Raw genomic sequence first — 18,305 nt, forward strand, 5'->3', positions numbered from 1 at the left:
CAGGCGAGAGATGGCTTACTTTACCGATACTTGCAGGACAATGGAGAGAAGATTCGTCAGCAAAATCGGCCCTATGCTAATGTCCGATCCTGCTTCCTACGACGAGTTTTTTTCAATGCCACGGACTGCCGCCTTCGAAAAGCCGCGCTGGCTGCGCGACCTGCTGCGTTTTTTACCCCTCAAAAGCCAGTTTGTGCTCTCCGGCAATGTCCGCGACCTACAAGCCAGCGAGGTCGCGCCAGGGGTGATTACCGCCCAGAGTTTCAACCTCAACCTGCGGGACGCGCTGCTACAAGGTGGTTTTAGCCAGGTGCTGATCTGGGACCCGCTGGCCGGCTTCAGTGTGTTGGATGCACCTGGTACCGATCCCGCCAGCGGCCAGACCCTGCTGCGTGAGCTGGGCCTGACGCCGGTTGACGGTCACGCCCCGGCCGGCATCGACTTGCTGAGCGCCACCCTGCAGCGTCTGATTACCCGCGCGGGTGAGCCCGTTGCACTGATCATCGACTTCGCTTCCCGCCTGGTGGTACGCAACGATTCGTTGACCGCTGCCGAACACCAGCTGTTCACCCAAGCCCTAGTGTTGTCCCATCAAGCCACCAGCCGCCCCGCTGGTGAACAACGCAAGCCCTTCTTTAATAGCGTGCTGTGGGTGGTGGAAAAGGAAGGCGATTTACCGGACTGGCTACTGGTAGACAACCCGCGCCTGCGCCACATCCCGGTATCCAAGCCCGACCTGCAAGCCCGCCAGGCCTTGGCCCCGGCTCTGTTGCGGGGGTTGCCCGGCGCCCAGCAGGCCACCCCTGAAGCCCAGGAGCAAGCCGCCAAGGCTTTTGTCGAAAACACCGAAGGCCTGTTGCTGCTGGACCTCAATGCCATCGCCCAACTGGCCCGGGTCGAAGCCGTGGCCATGGAGCGCATCGCCGATGCCGTGCGCCGCTACAAGGTCGGCGTTACCGAAGACCCATGGTTGAAGATCGACCGCCAGCGCATTCGCCAGGCCGACGACTTTATCCGCCAGCGGGTCAAGGGCCAGACCCACGCGGTGACCCATATGCTGGACATCGTCAAACGCGCCATGACCGGCGTCGGTGCCAGCCGCAAGGGCAACCGGCCCCGGGGCGTGGCGTTTCTCGCCGGCCCCACCGGCGTGGGCAAGACTGAACTGGCCAAGACCATTACCAGCCTGCTGTTTGGTGACGAAGGCGCCTATATCCGCTTCGACATGTCGGAATTCAGCGCCGAACACGCCGACCAACGCCTGATCGGCGCCCCACCCGGCTATGTCGGCTATGACGTGGGCGGTGAGTTGACCAATGCGATCCGCGAGAAGCCCTTCAGCGTGGTGCTGTTCGATGAAATCGAGAAAGCCCACCCGCGAATCCTCGACAAGTTCCTGCAAATCCTCGACGACGGCGTGCTGACCTCCGGCCGTGGTGATCGGGTGTACTTCTCCGAAGCGTTGATCGTGTTTACCTCCAACCTTGGCATCTATCGCCAGGGCGAGAACGGCGAACGGGTCGCCAATGTGTTGCCCGGCGATGCCTATGACCAGGTGCAGGGCAAGGTCCTGAGCGAGATCGAGCGTTACTTCAAGCTGGTGCTCAATCGCCCGGAGATCCTCAACCGTATCGGCGAGAACATCATCGTCTTCGATTTCATTCGCCCTGATGTTGCCGAGCAGATCTTTACCCAGATGGTCAGCGCCACCCTGAGCGACCTGGCCGCTCAAGAACTGCATGTCGAGCTGACCGACAGCGCCCTGCAAGCCTTGCGCGAGGTGTGCCTGCACGACCTGTCCAATGGCGGCCGCGGGATTCGCAACCAGTTGGAAGCGCACCTGCTCAACCCATTGGCCCGCGCCCTGTTCGATCAAGATGCACAACCCGGCGAGCACTTCAGTTTGACCCGACTCGACAGCCAAGGGTTGTCCCTGGAGCGTCGTTGAAGCTGTCCCGGGTGCATTTTCCGGTCACCACGTTGGGGCCAGGTAATCGCCTGGGCATCTGGTTCCAGGGCTGCAGCATCCGCTGTCCCGGCTGTATTTCTGCCGACACTTGGGGCCCGGGCAAACACGCGATCGAACTGGAGGCACTGCTGACGGATTTGGCGCCGTGGCTGGAACACGCCGACGGCATCACCATTTCCGGCGGTGAGCCCTTCGACCAGCCCGACGCCCTGCTGGCCTTGCTTGGCGGTCTGCGCCGAAGCGCCCACGTTGATATCCTGGTGTACAGCGGCCATGCCCGCGAACAGCTTGAACCTTGGCTGGCCCAGGCCGACGGTTTGATCGACGCCTTGATCTGCGACCCCTTTGAGCAACAACAGCCACAAACCCTGGTCCTGCGGGGCAGCGACAACCAACGCCTGATACTTTTAAGCGAGCTGGGCCGCCAGCGCTTCGCGGGCTATGAACGCCCGCTGAATGCCAGCGACCGGGCTCTGGATTTGATGTTCGACGACGATGGCAGCATCTGGATGGCTGGAATCCCGGGACGCGATGACGTGTTGCGCTTGCGCGACCTGTTGCAGTCCCAAGGTCACCAGCTCCAGACCAGCGCCCACACTTCACGCCGCCGTTTACCGGAATTGCCTTAATGATACGTTTTTGCCCCAACTGCCAGACCGAACGCTCCCTGGCCGAACTGTTCTGCGAAGGCAGCGTCCACGAGCAGCCATGTGGCTGGGACTTGTCCAGCGTTGCCATCCAGCAAGCCGGCTGGCGCCCGCAGACGGTGGTAACCGTCGAAGTGGCCGAGCAACAAACCGCCTTGCAGTGCAGTAATGGTCACCCGATGGAGGCCGGCGACCTGATGTGCATGGTCTGCGATGCTGAGCCTGCCACGGACGCGCCAGCCGAAGAGGTGCCGGTTGAAACTACCAGCAGCGAAACCCTGATCGACGGCTGGCGCCTGCTGCGCCAGATCAGCAGCACCGATGGCGTGCGTGAGCGCTACCAGGCCGAGCAGGTCAGCGACGGCCGTCAGGCGGTGCTGACCTTGTACCGTGCCGGCTCCGAACCCGACCCCGCGGTCTACGAAGTGCTGCGTCGCCTGCCCCGCGAACATGTGCCAGAAATCATCGCCACGGGCCGTTGGGACGACCGCGCCTATGAAATCGCCGAAGAACTCACCGGCGGCACCCTGTCCGAGTTGGGCATCGTCGTCACCGACCTGACGGCCGTTGAGCATATCGTGCGTGAACTGGGCCAGGCCCTGCACGCCTTCAGCGAAGCCGGCCTGCGCCACCGTGACCTGCGCCCGGGCACGTTGCTGGTGCGCAGCCGCGAACCGCTGGACCTGGTGATCAGCGGTTTCGGTTCGGCACGCTTGTCAGAGTTCGACCTGGACATCGTCTCGCCCCTGGAAACCAGCCGCTACATGGCTCCCGAAGCCATCGCCGGTGGCGTCGCCGCCGCGTCCGACTGGTGGAGCCTGGGGATGATCCTGTTGGAGCAATTGACCCAAGGCGAGTGCTTTGCCGGGATCAACCCCAACGCTTATCTGATTCATGTGCTGGCCAGCGGCGTGCCGTTGCCGGAAGACCTCGACCCGCGTCTCGACCTGCTACTGCGTGGCCTGCTGGCCCGTGACCGCCATCAACGCTGGCAGTGGCCGCAGGTCCAGGCCTGGCTGGCCGGTGAAGACGTAACGGCCCCGGCGTCCCATGTCGCCGAACAGGATGACGCTGAAGGCGCAACTATTGCCCTCGGCACGCGGCGCTTCCGTAAACCGGCGCTGTTTGCCCTTGGCGCTGCTGAAACTGAACACTGGCCGCAAGCGGTGGATCACCTGCTGCGCGGGGTGATTGTGACCTGGGCCGAACAGGCCGGGCTGTCACCCAAGCTGCTGGCGGGCCTGCGTCAGGTGGCCCAGCACGATGGCCTTGAAGATGACGTACGGCTGATGCTCGCGCTGAAACTGCTGAACCCGGAAATGCCGCTGATCCAGCGCGGCGAAATCGTCACCCCGGGTTGGCTGCTGGAACACCCATTGGAAGGCTACCGACTGATCACCGGCCCTGCGCCGGACCTGCTGGAACGTCTTAGCCAACTGGTCAGCGACAGCGGCGAAAACTGGCTATCGCGCCTGAAAAACCGCGCCGAGCAGGTGCGTCAACGGGCGCTGCACCAAAGCATTGAGCTGGACGAAGAACAACTGCGGATCTACCTGCTTTCCACCTCCCGCGCGCGCCTCGCCGCGCAATGGGAAGAACGCCAGCGCCTGCTGCCGGACAGCGACCATGCCGGATTACTGTCGTTGTCCGACCGTCGGCTGATCAGCGAAGAAGACCTGATCGTGCTGCTGAGCGCTGCCATCGGCCAGTTCCGCTCCGTAGACGGCATTCTCGAAGAGGCTGCGGGCCTCGCCAGGGACGTCGAGGTGCTGCTGTTTGATCAGGACGCCGCTCGAGCCTTGCTGGCGTTGCCGCGCCAGGACATCTATCGCCAGGTGGACGAGCGCATCACCGGTTTTGCCCGCTGCGGCGTGCCGGCCGTGGACGAATGGGCGGAACAGTTTCGTCTGGAACGGCGCATGCCCCTGGCCCGCGCACTGGTGTTGCTGGCGGTGCCGGCCGAACAATGGCTGGAGCCGCAAAAACAGCACTATGTGGCGCAGATCCTCGATTTCTTCGAGAAAAAGGTCTCCAGCGCGGTGATGCGCGGACCGCTGGTGCGTATGAGCATCGGCAAGACCACCGCCCGGGTTGACCTGCAAGAGTTGCACAGCGAGCGCCGCCCAGCCGCTGCGTTGCTTGATCACCTGCTGCAACGCAATGCCCAGTCGGTGCCGCTGGACGCGGCGATCTTTGCCGACAATCCCGGCTTGGAGCAGCGCCTTAACAGCCTCAGCCGGCAAAGCTCGCTGTACAAGCGCGACACGGGTATCGACGGCCTGTACCTGGGCTTCCCGTTCTTGCTGACCCGCGACCCGCGTGGCACCACCCGTACGCGCATCGCACCGTTGCTGTTATGGCCGGTGAAGTTGCAGCTGGAAGTGGGCAGCCGTGGCCAGGTGTCACTGGTGTTCGACAGTGAACGCGAAGAAGTGCGCCTCAACCCGGCCCTTGAAGGCATGCTCGGCATCGACGGCTGCAAAGCTTGGCGCCAGGCCGCCGATGAAGTACTGGGCCGCTCCTCGCTGAAAGCCGCCGATGTGATGGATGCCTTTGGCATGCTCGCCACCAGCCGCGCCCGAGTGTTGGGCGCCCTGCCCCCGGTGGGCACCGAAGTGGTGGCGTATCAGGATGAACTGGCCTGTGCGGCGGTGTTCTTCCACGTGACCTTTATGGGGCAAGCGATTGGCGAAGACCTGCGCCAGCTCAAGGCCTTGCCGCCCGGCGGCACCGGCCTGGAAACCGCACTGCGCCTCAATGGCAGCAGCACCGAAGCACCGGATCAGGAACACGTGCCGGAGTTGCAGCGCTTCTTCACCGTCGCCAGCGACCCCTCCCAGGAAGCCGCCGTACTGCAAGCGCGCATGGCCCCCGGCTTGCTGGTCGAAGGCCCGCCTGGCACCGGCAAGAGCCAGACCATCGTCAATATGGTGGCCGACGCCATTGGCCGCCAACGCAGCCTGCTGATCGTCTGCCAGAAGCACGCGGCCCTGGAAGTGGTGCATAAGCGCCTGGTGGCCGAGGGTTTGAGCAACCGCATCGTTATGCTCAATGACGTCAACCGCGACCGTGAGCCGGTGATTCGCGGGGTGCGCGAGCAGTTGGAAGAACTGTTCAAAACCGAATTGATTACCCAGCCCTGGCAGCGTCAGCGCGAACGCCTGGCCGCTCGGATTGAAGCGCTGGAAGGTGAACTGGATCGCTTCCATCAAAGCCTGCACAAGGTTGATGAGCACAGTGGCTTGAGTTATCGCAGCCTGATCGGTGAGTTGATCGAACTGGAACGCGGTGAGCCGCCGCTGGAGATTCCGGCCCTGCGCCAACGCCTGGCGGCCCTGGACATCGCCGACCTGACGCGCCTGGAAGAAAACTGCGCGCCGTTGGCCCGGTTCTGGTTGCCGGCCCGTTACGAAGGTAGCCCGCTGGCCCAGTTGCAGGCCTTCCCCACGGACAAGGCCACTTTGGCTGCGTTCGACGACAGCTTCCAGCGCTTCTGCGCCTGTGAAACCGCACGCCTGGACGTTCTGCAAGCCCACCCCGCACCGTTTGAGGTCGACGACCCAGCGCCTTATCGCGCCTGGCTCGACAGCCATGTGCAAACACTGCTGGCGCTGAATGATGAGCAACGGCAACTGTTGGCCCGCTGGTTACCGCTGTTCCGTGCCGACAGCCAGGGCGAAAGCCTGATCCAGGAAGTGGCCGGGCTTGAGCGCCAGTTGCAGCAGTGCGCCGCCGATCAGTACAGCCCTGCCTTGTCTTCGCCGTTGTCCGCGCTGGCCAATGCCGAGTTGCGTACGCTGCAAAACAACGCAGCCAACGTGATCAAGGGCACCTCCTGGCTGGCCCGCCTGAGCCCCGTACGGTTTGTGCGACGCCGCAAACTGCTGGGATTCATCAGCGAATCCGGCGATGTGGCCGGCGACGAGCGCTTGCCGGCCCTGTTGGCCGCCGCGCAGTTGGAAAGCCAGTGGCGCCCGTTGCGTGCCGAACTGCAAAAGCTGCATCAACAGCTAGGCCTGCCGGCCATCGCCGCTGACAGTGGTCCGGACCTGCATCGCCAAAGCATTACCGACCTCAATCGTCTGAACGAAGTGCGCAGCCTTGCCGACGGTCTACGCCAAGCGCCTCGTACTGAACAAGTAGATGCCGCCGTACTGACCGGCGAACGCCAGTCCTTTGAAACCCTGCTGGCCCAGTACGACGCTGCCTTCATCCGCCACAACGCGCGCCAGAACAGCCTGGAAACCCTCAAGCGCCTGGCCGATTGGCTGGACGCAGGCTTGGTGCGAGCGCTGCAACACGCCGTCGAACGCAACCAAAGCAACCTGCTGGCCCTGAATCCGCTGACTGCCGCCCTGCCCCACGTCGGCGCCTACCAGCAGTTCCGCGCCCGCTCCGGGCAACTGACCGAGGCCGATACCGCCTTGTTCGCCTTGCTGCGTGAATACCAGCCAGCCCTGGAGGCCTACCCGGCCGAACAGTTGGACGCGGTGGTCCGCCGCCTGCTCAACCGCGAAGCGCGCCTGGGCTGGAAGCGCAACCTGGAACAGCAAAACCCCGAGCTGATGCTGGAGCACAGCGAAACCCAGGACAAAATCACCAGCCTCGCCGAGGCCGATACCCAGATGCGCGGGCTCAACCGCCAGTTGCTCAGCGAGGGCATCGACCTCAGCCGTCTCGGTACGCGTAAGGAATGGGAAGACGTCACCCGCCTCACCGGCAAGCGCTCCCGGCGTTTGCGTGAGTTTATCGAGCTGGGGGCCAATCTTGGCCTGATGAGTGTGCGCCCGGTGTGGTTGATGAACCCGGACGTGGCCAGCCGCGTCCTGCCCTTGAAAGCCGGGCTGTTCGACACCGTGATCTACGACGAAGCCTCGCAGATGCCGGTGGAGTTCGCCTTGCCGACGTTGTATCGCGGTCGCGTCACGGTGGTCAGTGGTGACGAGAAACAAATGCCGCCCACCGCATTTTTCTCCAGCCGCATTGAAAGCGACGAAGCCGAGCTGTTCGACGGTGACATGCCCGAAGACCAGGCCGATGAAGAACAGCGCGAAGCCTTCGAAGACACCTGGAACCGCCGGGAAATCAAAGACTGCCCGGACCTGCTACAACTGGCCCGCAGTTCGCTGCCTGCCACCACCTTGCAGATTCACTATCGTTCGGCCTACCGCGAACTCATCGGTTTCTCCAACGCCTCGTTCTACGGCAACCGCCTGAGCATTCCGGTACGTCACCCGCAGGCCAACATCCTCAGTATCAAGCCGCTGGAGCTGATCCGCGTCGACGGTGTATACCAGAACCAGACCAACGAGCAGGAAGCCGAACGCGTCGTCGATCACTTGGCCCAGTTGTGGCTCAAGCCATATGCCGAACGCCCATCCGTGGGCGTCGTGACCTTCAACCGCAAGCAGGCGGACTTGATCGAGGAACGCCTGGAACTGCGTGCCGAGCAGGACGAAGCCTTCCGCGCTGCCTACAGCCAGGAACGCGAGCGCAGCGAAGACGGTGAAGACATGTCGGTGTTCGTCAAGAACGTCGAGAACGTGCAGGGGGATGAGCGCGACATCATCGTCTTTTCCTCGACCTTCGGCCGCAACACCCAAGGCACCTTCCGCCGCAATTTTGGTGTACTGGGGCAGACCGGTGGTGAACGCCGGTTGAACGTAGCGGTAACCCGGGCGCGCAAGAAGGTGGTCATGATCACCTCGATGCCGATCGGCGATATCTCCGACATGCTCAGTACCCAGCGTCCACCGGCTAGCCCACGGGATTACCTACAAGGCTACCTGGAATATGCACGGGCCCTCTCCGCCGGCGAGTTCGACACCAGCCACAGTGTGCTGGGCCGCCTGCTGACGGAACGCACGCAAACCCGCAAGCAACAGGCAACCTTGGGCGACGGCTTCACCGAAGCGGTGGCCGCCTACGTGCAAACCCTCGGCTGGACTGCGGCGCCCGCCAACGAAGGCGATGCCTTCGGCCTGGACTTTGCCATCGAGAACCCGCAAACCGGGCTCTACGCTCTGGGCATCGAATGTGACACCCCACGGCATGCGCTGCTAGCCAGGGCGCGTTCCCGGGAAATCTGGCGCCCGTCGGTACTGCGCCGGGCGATCCCACATATTCACCGGGTTTCGTCCCAGGGCTGGTATCAGGACGTCGAGGGGGAAAAGGCCCTGCTCAAGGCGGCGATAGAGCAAGCCCTCAAGGTCGTGCAGCCAGTTCAACCGCTGCTGGACGTGGAGCCTGCACAATGAGCGGCCCTAAAGTGGTGCGGATCGTCACCCGCGAAGAAATCATCGCGATTTGCCAGGGGCATCTGAATCGCCTGGAAAAGGCCGTGGCTCGCTGGGAAGCCCAAGGGATGAAGATCGGTGAGTTGAGCGACAGTGAGCGCGCGGCCACTCACGCCCGGCGTGATCAGTTGCGCCAGTTACTGGCCGACGACCAGTTACTGGAGCTGCAAAAGCGTGTGCCGATCGAAATCGAGTTCCTGTCCCGGGATATGGCACAGCGCGAAGAGCAGGCGGTGAGCAAGGCCATTAACGTCCGCCAGCAGCAACGCAACCTGCGGGAGAGCGCCGCAACGCTGGCCAAGGCCCTGGAAGGCAAGAACGCAGCACCTGCCCTGCTCGACCAATTGCATGAAGTAAGCGCCGGTAAGCTGGCGGACCAAGCCCAGGCCTTGCTGGCCCAAGGGTTTGCCCTGCTGAGTGCAGCGCCTCAGGCTGAACAGCTGACAGAGCGCCAACGGCAATTGGCCCAGCAGTTGAAAACCGGCGAGCCCGTTATTCAGTTCAGTCAGTGGCTGGCCGACCAAGCGCGGCAAACCGTGCGCGACCCGCGACTGGAGCGGATCGATCAACATATCGCCCGCCTGCAAACCCTGGACGGCCCGGCGATTGCTGCGCCTTTCCTGCTGCAACTGAGCCGCCTGGAAAACGAAACGCGTGAAACCCAACGCAATCTGCTGCTGGACAGCCTGGTATTGGACCTGGCCCAGGCCACCCTGACGCATCAACAGCGTCGCCTGGCCTTTGAGCAGTTGCAGTTGTTGGCGGCAGAAGTCGCGGCATTAGGCGCAGCGAACAACGCTGAACTGTTGGAGCAGGTGGCTGCCAGCGAAGCTGATAGGGACCTGGCCACCCTTGCGCAACTGACGGAACAGTGCCAGGCGCAGATTGCCCTTGAACTGCGACAACGCGCGGCCCTGGCCCGGCGTCAGGCCGTGCTGGAGGGGTTGGGCAGCCTGGGTTATGAAGTACGCGAGGGCATGGCCACCGCGTGGGCCAACGAGGGTCGGGTGGTATTGCGCAAAACGGCGACACCGGGAGTTGGGGTGGAAGTCGGCGGCAATGCCGAAAGTGGCCGCCTGCAAGTGCGCGCCGTGGCCCTCAGTGCAGACCATGACGCCCGTCGGGACCGCGACATCGAGACGATCTGGTGCGGCGAGTTCCAGCGTCTGCAGGCATTGCTGGCGTCCCGGGGCGATGACCTGAGTATCGAGCGAGCATTGGCGGTAGGAGAGGTGCCGCTCAAGGTCGTCGCTTTGGATGCGTCTGTAGTACCACGAGAAGTTGCACAGCACAGAACGCTCTAGTTCGGGCTGCAACAAGGCATTCACAGATAGGGGTTACAGTGTGAAAAGGCTCTTGTTCGCCAATCTAGCGATGTTTTAGCTGAACACTAGCTGTCTGCTCGCAAAATAAACGAGTTTTTCATCTGCGTTTCATATTCGTTATACATTTTTGCGCTTAATCTTGGCCGCGGGATTTGAGAACTAACCGCATCTTGATGACTAACCTGTTGATTCAGCTTTACCTTTGAGTTTTTTCGGCTTTACTCTTGATACTCACGGAAGGCTCTACCAGACCCACCAGGAACCGCTCATGACTGTCATGAAACCTCTCGATATTTAATCGGCACTGGTTATTAACGGCTGTTGATTGTCCTTGTTCTCAAGCTCTAACTTGCTCTAAACCCGAGGTAATGAATCTTTGAAACCCTACCCAATTCATTGCGTGTCGATCGTTATCCCGGTCTACAACGAAGAACAGAGCCTGCCTGAACTGCTGCGGCGCACCAGCGCGGCCTGCAAGCAGTTGGCTTATGAATACGAAATCATCCTGGTGGACGACGGTAGTCGCGACACTTCCGCCCAACTGCTGGAAGACGCTGCTGCCGAACCCGACAGCAACGTGGTGGCGGTGATCCTCAACCGTAACTACGGTCAACACGCCGCCATCATGGCGGGCTTCGAGCACTGCCGCGGTGACGTGGTGATTACCCTCGACGCCGACCTGCAAAACCCGCCGGAAGAAATCCCGCGCCTGGTCGAGCAAGCCGCCCTGGGCTACGACGTGGTCGCCACCGTACGCAACAACCGCCAGGACTCGGCCTTCCGCCGCTGGCCTTCGCGCCTGATCAACCTGGCTGTACAGCGCTCCACCGGCGTGGCCATGAGTGACTACGGCTGCATGCTGCGCGCTTACCGCCGCACCATCGTCGACGCGATGCTGGCCTGCCGCGAGCGCAGCACCTTTATCCCGATCCTGGCCAACAGCTTCGCCCGCCACACCACGGAAATCCTGGTGCATCACGCCGAGCGTGAACACGGTGAGTCCAAATACAGCCCGATGCGCCTGATCAGCCTGATGTTCGACCTGCTGACCTGCATGACCACCACGCCCTTGCGCCTGCTGAGCATCGTTGGTTTCAGCCTCGCGGCCCTGGGCATGCTCTTCGCCTTTGCGCTGATCGTGATGCGCCTGGCCTTCGGTGCCGGCTGGGCCGGTGACGGTACCTTTGTACTGTTCGCCGTATTGTTCGTGTTTACCGGTGGCCAGTTCATCGGCATGGGCCTTCTGGGTGAATACCTGGGCCGCATGTACAGTGACGTGCGCGCACGTCCACGGTTCTTTATTGAAAAAGTGCTGCGCAACCAACCGGCAGCACCGGCTCCTACCGTCATTGTCGACGGCCTGAGCTCCTCTCATACTTCCACTTCTCCTTCCGATCAGGTTTCGTCATGAATCCAAAAGCTGTTGTCTTCGCCTACCATGATATTGGCTGTGCAGGCATTGAAGCCCTGCTCAACGCGGGTTACGACATCGCCGCCGTGTTTACCCATGCCGATGACCCCAAGGAAAACAACTTCTACGGTTCCGTCGCACAGCTGTGCGCCCGCAACGGCATTCCAGTGCATGCCCCGGAAGACGCCAACCACCCGCTGTGGATCGAGCGCATCGCCAAACTGAACCCTGAGTACATCTTCTCTTTCTACTACCGCAATCTGCTGAGCGAGGCCTTGTTGGCCACCGCGAGCAAAGGCGCGTTCAACCTGCACGGCTCCTTGCTGCCGACATACCGTGGCCGCGCACCGGCCAACTGGGTACTGGTCAAGGGCGAAACCGAAACCGGCGTGACCCTGCACCGTATGGTCAAGCGTGCCGATGCCGGCGCGATCCTGGCTCAGCAAAAAGTCGCTATCGAGCGCACCGACACCGGCCTGACCCTACACGCCAAACTGCGTGAAGCCGCCAGCAACCTGCTGCGTGATGCGCTGCCACAACTGGCCCAAGGCAAGTTGACGGAAACCGCCCAGGATGAAAGCAAAGCCACCTACTTCGGTCGCCGCACCGCTGCCGACGGCAAGCTTGAGTGGAAAAAACCGGCTGAAGAGCTGTTCAACCTGGTTCGCGCTGTTACCCAGCCTTATCCAGGTGCGTTCTGCGCCGTGGGCGAGCACAAGCTGATCGTCTGGAGTGCCGAAGTCGTCAAAGGCAACGAAGGTCAGGCCCCTGGCCGTGTGATCAGCGTCGACCCGCTGCGCATTGCCTGCGGTGAAGACTCGCTGGTGATCACTTTCGGTCAACGCAACGAAAACGGCCTGTACCTGGCCGGCCCATCCCTGGCCGACGAACTGGGCCTGGTGGACGGTTCCGTCCTGCGCGGCGCCGAGTCGGGTCGCAAGCCACGTCGTACCCGCGTACTGATCCTGGGCGTTAACGGCTTTATCGGTAACCACCTGTCCGAGCGCCTGCTGCGTGACGATCGTTACGAAGTCTACGGCCTGGACATCGGCTCCGACGCCATCGAGCGCCTGCGCAGCCACCCAAACTTCCATTACGTGGAAGGCGACATCAGCATCCACTCCGAGTGGATCGAGTACCACATCAAGAAGTGCGACGTGGTCCTGCCGCTGGTAGCCATCGCCACCCCGATCGAATACACCCGTAACCCGCTGCGCGTGTTCGAACTGGACTTCGAAGAGAACCTGAAACTGGTTCGCTACTGCGTCAAGTACAACAAGCGCGTGATCTTCCCGTCGACTTCCGAAGTCTATGGCATGTGCCAGGACGAAAACTTCGACGAAGACACCTCCAACCTGGTAGTCGGTCCGATCAACAAGCAACGCTGGATCTACTCGGTCTCCAAGCAATTGCTGGACCGCGTGATCTGGGCTTACGGCGACAAAGGCCTGAAGTTCACCCTGTTCCGTCCGTTCAACTGGATGGGCCCGCGCCTCGACCGCCTGGACTCGGCCCGTATTGGCAGCTCCCGTGCCATCACCCAGCTGATTCTGAACCTGGTGGAAGGCACGCCAATCCGTCTGTTCGACGGTGGCGAGCAGAAGCGCTGCTTCACTGATATCGCCGACGGCATCGAAGCCCTGGCGCGCATCATTGATAACGACAACGATAACTGCAACGGTCAGATCATCAACATCGGCAACCCGGAAAACGAAGCCAGCATCCGTCAGTTGGGCGAAGAACTGCTGCGTCAGTTCGAAGCTCACCCACTGCGCGCCAACTTCCCTCCGTTCGCCGGTTTCCGCGACGTGGAGAGCAAGGCGTTCTACGGCACCGGTTACCAGGACGTGGCACACCGCAAGCCAAGCATCGAAAACGCCAAGCGCCTGCTGGACTGGGAGCCTACCGTGGAGATGAGCGAAACCATCGGCAACACCCTGGATTTCTTCCTGCGTGAAGCCATGCTCGAAATCGCGGACAAGCGTTGATGCAGGCAGGTCTACGCATTGACGTCGACACCTACCGAGGCACCCGTGATGGGGTGCCGAAGTTGTTGGAACTGCTCGATGAAGCCGGGATCAAGGCAACGTTCTTCTTCAGTGTCGGGCCGGACAATATGGGGCGCCACTTGTGGCGCCTGATCCGCCCGCAATTTCTGTGGAAGATGTTGCGCTCCAATGCAGCCGGTTTGTATGGCTGGGACATTTTGCTGGCCGGCACCGCCTGGCCAGGCAAACCCATTGGCCGCGACCTGGGGCATCTGATGCGCCAGGCCAAGGCTGCCGGCCATGAAGTGGGCCTGCACGCCTGGGATCACCACGGCTGGCAGGCCAATACCGGACGCTGGAGCGATACCCAGTTGATCGAACAGATTCGCCGTGGCGTCGACACCTTGAGCGACATTCTGGGTGATCGCGTGGACTGCTCGGCGGCCGCCGGTTGGCGTGCCGATGAGCGCGTGGTGCAAGCCAAGCAAGGTTTCAATTTCCGTTACAACAGTGATTGTCGCGGTGACAGCCTGTTTCGGCCAACCCTGGCCGATGGCAGTGCTGGCACCCCACAAATTCCGGTGGACCTGCCGACCTTCGACGAAGTCGTCGGGCCGGTGGTGGCTGCCAAAGATTTCAATGCCTACATCCTCGATCGGTTTACCGAATCGAAGTTGAACGTTTATACGATCCACGCAGAAGTAGAAGGGATTCTGATGGCCAATGAGTTTCGTCAGTTGCTGGCCCACGCCGGGCAGCGCGGCATTGACTTCCAACCGTTGGGTAACCTGTTGCCCGCCGACCTTGCCACCCTGCCCCAGCAACAGCTGGTGCGCGGTGCGTTGAGTGGCCGCGAGGGTTGGCTGGGAGTGCAACAGGCATGATCCGCCGTTGGGCTTTGCCCCTGCTTCTGCTGGCCTTTGGTGTGTTCTACCTGCTGCCATTGGCCACCCATGGCCTGTGGATTCCCGACGAAACCCGCTATGCACAAATCAGCCAGGAAATGCTGCTGACCGGCAAGTGGGCGTCGCCGCACTTCATGGGCATCCGCTACTTCGAAAAACCGGCGGCCGGCTACTGGATGATCGCGCTGGGCCAGGCGATTTTTGGCCAGAACCTGTTCGGCGTGCGCTTCGCCTCGGCCTTGAGCACCGGCTTGAGCATCCTGCTGGTGTATATCGTCGCCCGGCGGTTGTGGAACGACCCGCGCAAGAGTCTGGTCAGCGCTGTGCTGTACATGAGTTTTGTCAGCGTGGCGTTGCTGGGCGGCTACGCCAACCTGGATCCGCAATTCACCTTCTGGGTCAACCTGACGGGCGCCGCCTTGTGGTTCTGTTTCGACAGCACGACACGTCGGGGCAAGTTGTGGTCCTGGGCCCTGCTGGGTTTCGCCTGTGGCATGGGGTTCATGACCAAGGGTTTCCTGGCTTGGCTGCTGCCGGTATTGATCGCCCTGCCCTACGCAATCTGGCAAAAGCGCTTTCGTGAATTGCTGGGCTATGGCCTGGTGGCCGTGGTGGTGGCGATTGTCGTAAGCCTGCCGTGGGCGCTGGCCGTGCATGCCCAGGAAGCGGATTATTGGAACTTCTTTTTCTGGCACGAGCATATCCAGCGCTTTGCCGGTGACGACGCCCAGCACGCAGAACCGTTCTGGTATTACCTGCCGCTGCTGGTCGCCTTCTGCCTGCCGTGGATGGCCCTGCTGCCTTCGACCCTGAAACAGGCGTGGCAGGAAAAACGTACGCAGAAGACCGCGTACCTGCTGCTCTGGCTGTTGATGCCCCTGGCGTTCTTCAGCCTGGCCAAAGGCAAACTGCCGTCCTACATCATGCCGTGCCTGCTGCCTCTGGCCTTACTGATGGGCAATACCCTGGCAGACAAACTGGCCCAGGCCCGCGGTCGTGTGCTGCGCATCAACGGTTGGCTGAACCTGATCCTAGGCGTGCTCGCGTTGCTGGCCCTGACCTGGTTCCAACTGAAGAAGCCGGTGTACGAACACAACGAAGAGCTGCTGAGCCTGGTGCTGGTGTTCGTGTTCCTGTTCGGCTGGATCATCGCCAACGTTCTGCAAGCGGCTCGTCCACTGCACCTGTGGGCCGCACCGGTGGTTGGCACCTGGCTGCTGGTGGCATTGGTTCCAGCGGCGCTGCCTCACTCGGTGGTTTATAACAAGACTCCCGACCAGTTCATCATTGATCACATCCCAGAGCTCAAGCAGGCCAAGCAACTGCTGAGCAACGATCTGGGAGCCGCCTCCGCCTTGTCCTGGCGCCTGGCCCACCCGGAAATCATGCTCTACAACACCGTCGGCGAAGTGAAATACGGCATTGCCTTCCCGGATACCGCCTATCGCAAGATCGACACTGCAGAAGTCCAGCAATGGATGACGGATGCCCGAAAACAGGGCCCGGTGGGTGTGGTGATGCGGGTCAAAGGCGACGATGAGCAACGCGAAGTGGACTTGCTGCCCCAAGACGGCAAGCGCTACGAGCAAGGCAATCTCGTGATCCTGTTTTTCCCGCAGAGTGCGCCATGACCTCTCTGCTCCTGCTGCTGGTGGCCTGCTTGTTGACCTGTATGGGCCAGGTGTCCCAGAAGTTTGCCGTCGAGAGCTGGCGCGACCAGCCCGACGGTTGGGCAACCAAGCTGCGCTCGCCGTGGCTATGGTCGGCGTTGATCTGCCTGGGCCTGGGCTTACTGGTCTGGCTGCTGGTACTGCAACGCCTGGAAGTCGGCGTGGCCTACCCCATGCTCAGCCTGAACTTCGTGCTGGTGACCCTGGTGGCACGTTTTGTCTTTCATGAACACATTGACGGTCGGCACTGGCTGGGTGTGGCCCTGGTGATTGCCGGCGTTGTGCTGTTGGGGCGCCAAGTATGAGCCGGGTTCGCGGTTTTGCCTTAGCCCTGGGCAGCGTCGCGCTGGTCAGCAGCGCCCAGTTGGGCATGCGCTGGAGCATGACCCGCCTGCCGTTGCCCACCGAGTGGCTGAACGCTCTCAACAGCGGCTCCATCGACCTCGGCGCGCTCGGTGTGGTGATCCTGGCGATCATCGCCTACGCCCTGTCGATGCTCTGCTGGCTGGGCGCCCTGCGGGATCTGCCCTTGGGCCGTGCCTATTCGCTGCTGAGCGTCAGTTATGCGCTGGTGTACCTGCTGGCTGCCAGCCTGCCGGTCTTCAACGAGCACTTTTCACTTTCTAAAACGGCGGGGGTGGCGTTGGTCATCTTCGGTGTACTGACTATCAACTCTCGTCGTGCTAGCACCACAAGTCCCAGGAATGCCCCATGAAAATCAGTGTATTTGGTAGTGGTTACGTCGGTCTGGTACAAGCCACCGTACTGGCCGAAGTTGGTCACGATGTCATCTGCATGGATGTTGACGAGAAAAAGGTCAAGCTACTGCAGCAAGGCCACGTGAGCATTTTCGAGCCAGGGCTTGCGGCCATGGTCAAAGAAAACCTCGAAAGCAAGCGCCTGCAATTTACCTATGACGAGAAGCTCGCTGTCGAGCATGGCGAAGTGTTGTTCATTGCGGTGGGCACGCCTTCGGATGAAGACGGTTCGGCAGACCTGAAATACGTGCTATCGGTGGGCGATGCCGTCGCCCGTCACCGTGTTGCGCCCGTCATCCTGGTGGAGAAGTCAACCGTGCCCGTCGGCACCGGTGACACCCTGCGCGCGCATATGGAAAAAACCTTGCACGCGGCCGGACGCAGCCTTGAGTTCGATATCGTCTCCAACCCGGAATTTCTCAAGGAAGGCTCGGCCGTCGCCGACTGCCGCCGTCCAGACCGTATCGTCATCGGTTGTGAGCGCGAAGAAGTGCGTGAGGTGATGCGTGAGCTGTATGCACCCTTCAACCGCAACCATGACCGCATCATCTTTATGGACCTGCGCAGCGCCGAGCTGACCAAGTACGCCGCCAACTGCATGCTGGCCACCAAGATCAGCTTTATCAACCAGATCGCCGAACTGGCCGAACACCTGGGTGCAGACATCGAAGCCGTACGCCTGGGCATCGGTGCCGACTCGCGTATTGGTTACCACTTTATCTACCCGGGCTGCGGTTATGGCGGCTCGTGCTTCCCCAAAGACATGCGCGCGCTGATCCACAGCGCCAAGGAAGCCAACTGCTCCAGCGACCTGCTCGAAGCAGTGGAAGCCATCAACCAGCGCCAGAAAAGCAAGCTGTTCGAGCGCGTCAACGCCTTCTTCAAGGGCGAACTGCGCGGCAAGACCTTCGCCCTGTGGGGCCTGGCATTCAAGCCCAACACCGACGACATGCGTGATGCGCCAAGCCGGGTGTTGATGGAAGCGTTGTGGGCGGCCGGTGCCAATGTGCGCGCGTTTGACCCGGAAGCCATGCAGGAAACCCAGCGCCTGTACGGCGATGACCCGCGCCTGATGTTGATGGGCACGCCGGAGTCGACCCTGAGCGGTTCCGACGCCCTGATCATCTGCACCGAATGGCAGCAATTCAAGGCCCCGGATTTCGACTTGATCCACGAACGCCTCAAGACGCCGGTGATCTTCGACGGGCGCAACCTGTACGACGGCGAACGTCTGGCGCGCAAAGGCTTCCAGTACTTCCCGATAGGCCGTGGCGATTCGTGCAACCTGCCTATCCCCCAACAACAATGGGTATCTGCGGTCAAGGAAGCGTAAAAC

Annotated in this window: 11 protein-coding genes; all 11 read left to right on the forward strand. The window is 61.6% G+C overall.

The window, feature by feature from the left end:
- Positions 1-73: 73 nt before the first annotated feature.
- Positions 74-1,948: an AAA family ATPase gene (locus HKK55_RS10990; protein ID WP_178128840.1), complete on the forward strand. Its 1,875-nt coding sequence runs from the start codon at positions 74-76 to the stop codon at positions 1,946-1,948.
- Positions 1,945-2,598, forward strand: a complete 654-nt coding sequence (locus HKK55_RS10995; RefSeq protein ID WP_169354693.1) for a 4Fe-4S cluster-binding domain-containing protein — start codon at positions 1,945-1,947, stop codon at positions 2,596-2,598. The genes HKK55_RS10990 and HKK55_RS10995 overlap by 4 nt, the downstream gene beginning before the upstream one ends.
- Positions 2,598-8,873 (forward strand): AAA domain-containing protein, encoded by a 6,276-nt coding sequence (locus HKK55_RS11000; protein WP_169354694.1) that lies wholly within the window; start codon positions 2,598-2,600, stop codon positions 8,871-8,873. Before HKK55_RS10995 ends, HKK55_RS11000 begins: the two co-directional genes overlap by 1 nt.
- Positions 8,870-10,216: a hypothetical protein gene (locus HKK55_RS11005; protein WP_169354695.1), complete on the forward strand. Its 1,347-nt coding sequence runs from the start codon at positions 8,870-8,872 to the stop codon at positions 10,214-10,216. Before HKK55_RS11000 ends, HKK55_RS11005 begins: the two co-directional genes overlap by 4 nt.
- Before the next feature lie 397 nt (positions 10,217-10,613).
- On the forward strand, positions 10,614-11,648 hold the full coding sequence (arnC, locus tag HKK55_RS11010) for an undecaprenyl-phosphate 4-deoxy-4-formamido-L-arabinose transferase (protein ID WP_169354696.1): 1,035 nt from the start codon (positions 10,614-10,616) through the stop codon (positions 11,646-11,648).
- Positions 11,645-13,636: a bifunctional UDP-4-amino-4-deoxy-L-arabinose formyltransferase/UDP-glucuronic acid oxidase ArnA gene (arnA, locus tag HKK55_RS11015; protein WP_169354697.1), complete on the forward strand. Its 1,992-nt coding sequence runs from the start codon at positions 11,645-11,647 to the stop codon at positions 13,634-13,636. The genes arnC and arnA overlap by 4 nt, the downstream gene beginning before the upstream one ends.
- Entirely contained in the window at positions 13,636-14,520 is an 885-nt protein-coding gene (gene arnD, locus HKK55_RS11020) for a 4-deoxy-4-formamido-L-arabinose-phosphoundecaprenol deformylase (protein ID WP_169354698.1), read from the forward strand. Before arnA ends, arnD begins: the two co-directional genes overlap by 1 nt.
- Positions 14,517-16,172, forward strand: a complete 1,656-nt coding sequence (gene arnT, locus HKK55_RS11025) for a lipid IV(A) 4-amino-4-deoxy-L-arabinosyltransferase (protein ID WP_169354699.1) — start codon at positions 14,517-14,519, stop codon at positions 16,170-16,172. Before arnD ends, arnT begins: the two co-directional genes overlap by 4 nt.
- Positions 16,169-16,516 carry a 4-amino-4-deoxy-L-arabinose-phosphoundecaprenol flippase subunit ArnE gene (gene arnE, locus HKK55_RS11030; RefSeq protein WP_169354700.1) on the forward strand — a complete coding sequence of 116 codons (348 nt, stop codon included), beginning with the start codon at positions 16,169-16,171 and terminating at the stop codon, positions 16,514-16,516. Before arnT ends, arnE begins: the two co-directional genes overlap by 4 nt.
- Positions 16,513-16,926 (forward strand): 4-amino-4-deoxy-L-arabinose-phosphoundecaprenol flippase subunit ArnF, encoded by a 414-nt coding sequence (gene arnF, locus HKK55_RS11035; RefSeq protein ID WP_169354701.1) that lies wholly within the window; start codon positions 16,513-16,515, stop codon positions 16,924-16,926. The genes arnE and arnF overlap by 4 nt, the downstream gene beginning before the upstream one ends.
- Entirely contained in the window at positions 16,923-18,302 is a 1,380-nt protein-coding gene (locus HKK55_RS11040) for a UDP-glucose/GDP-mannose dehydrogenase family protein (RefSeq protein ID WP_169354702.1), read from the forward strand. Before arnF ends, HKK55_RS11040 begins: the two co-directional genes overlap by 4 nt.
- Positions 18,303-18,305 lie beyond the last annotated feature (3 nt).

The sequence above is a fragment of the Pseudomonas sp. ADAK18 genome (genome assembly GCF_012935695.1).
In the GTDB taxonomy this organism is placed as follows: domain Bacteria; phylum Pseudomonadota; class Gammaproteobacteria; order Pseudomonadales; family Pseudomonadaceae; genus Aquipseudomonas.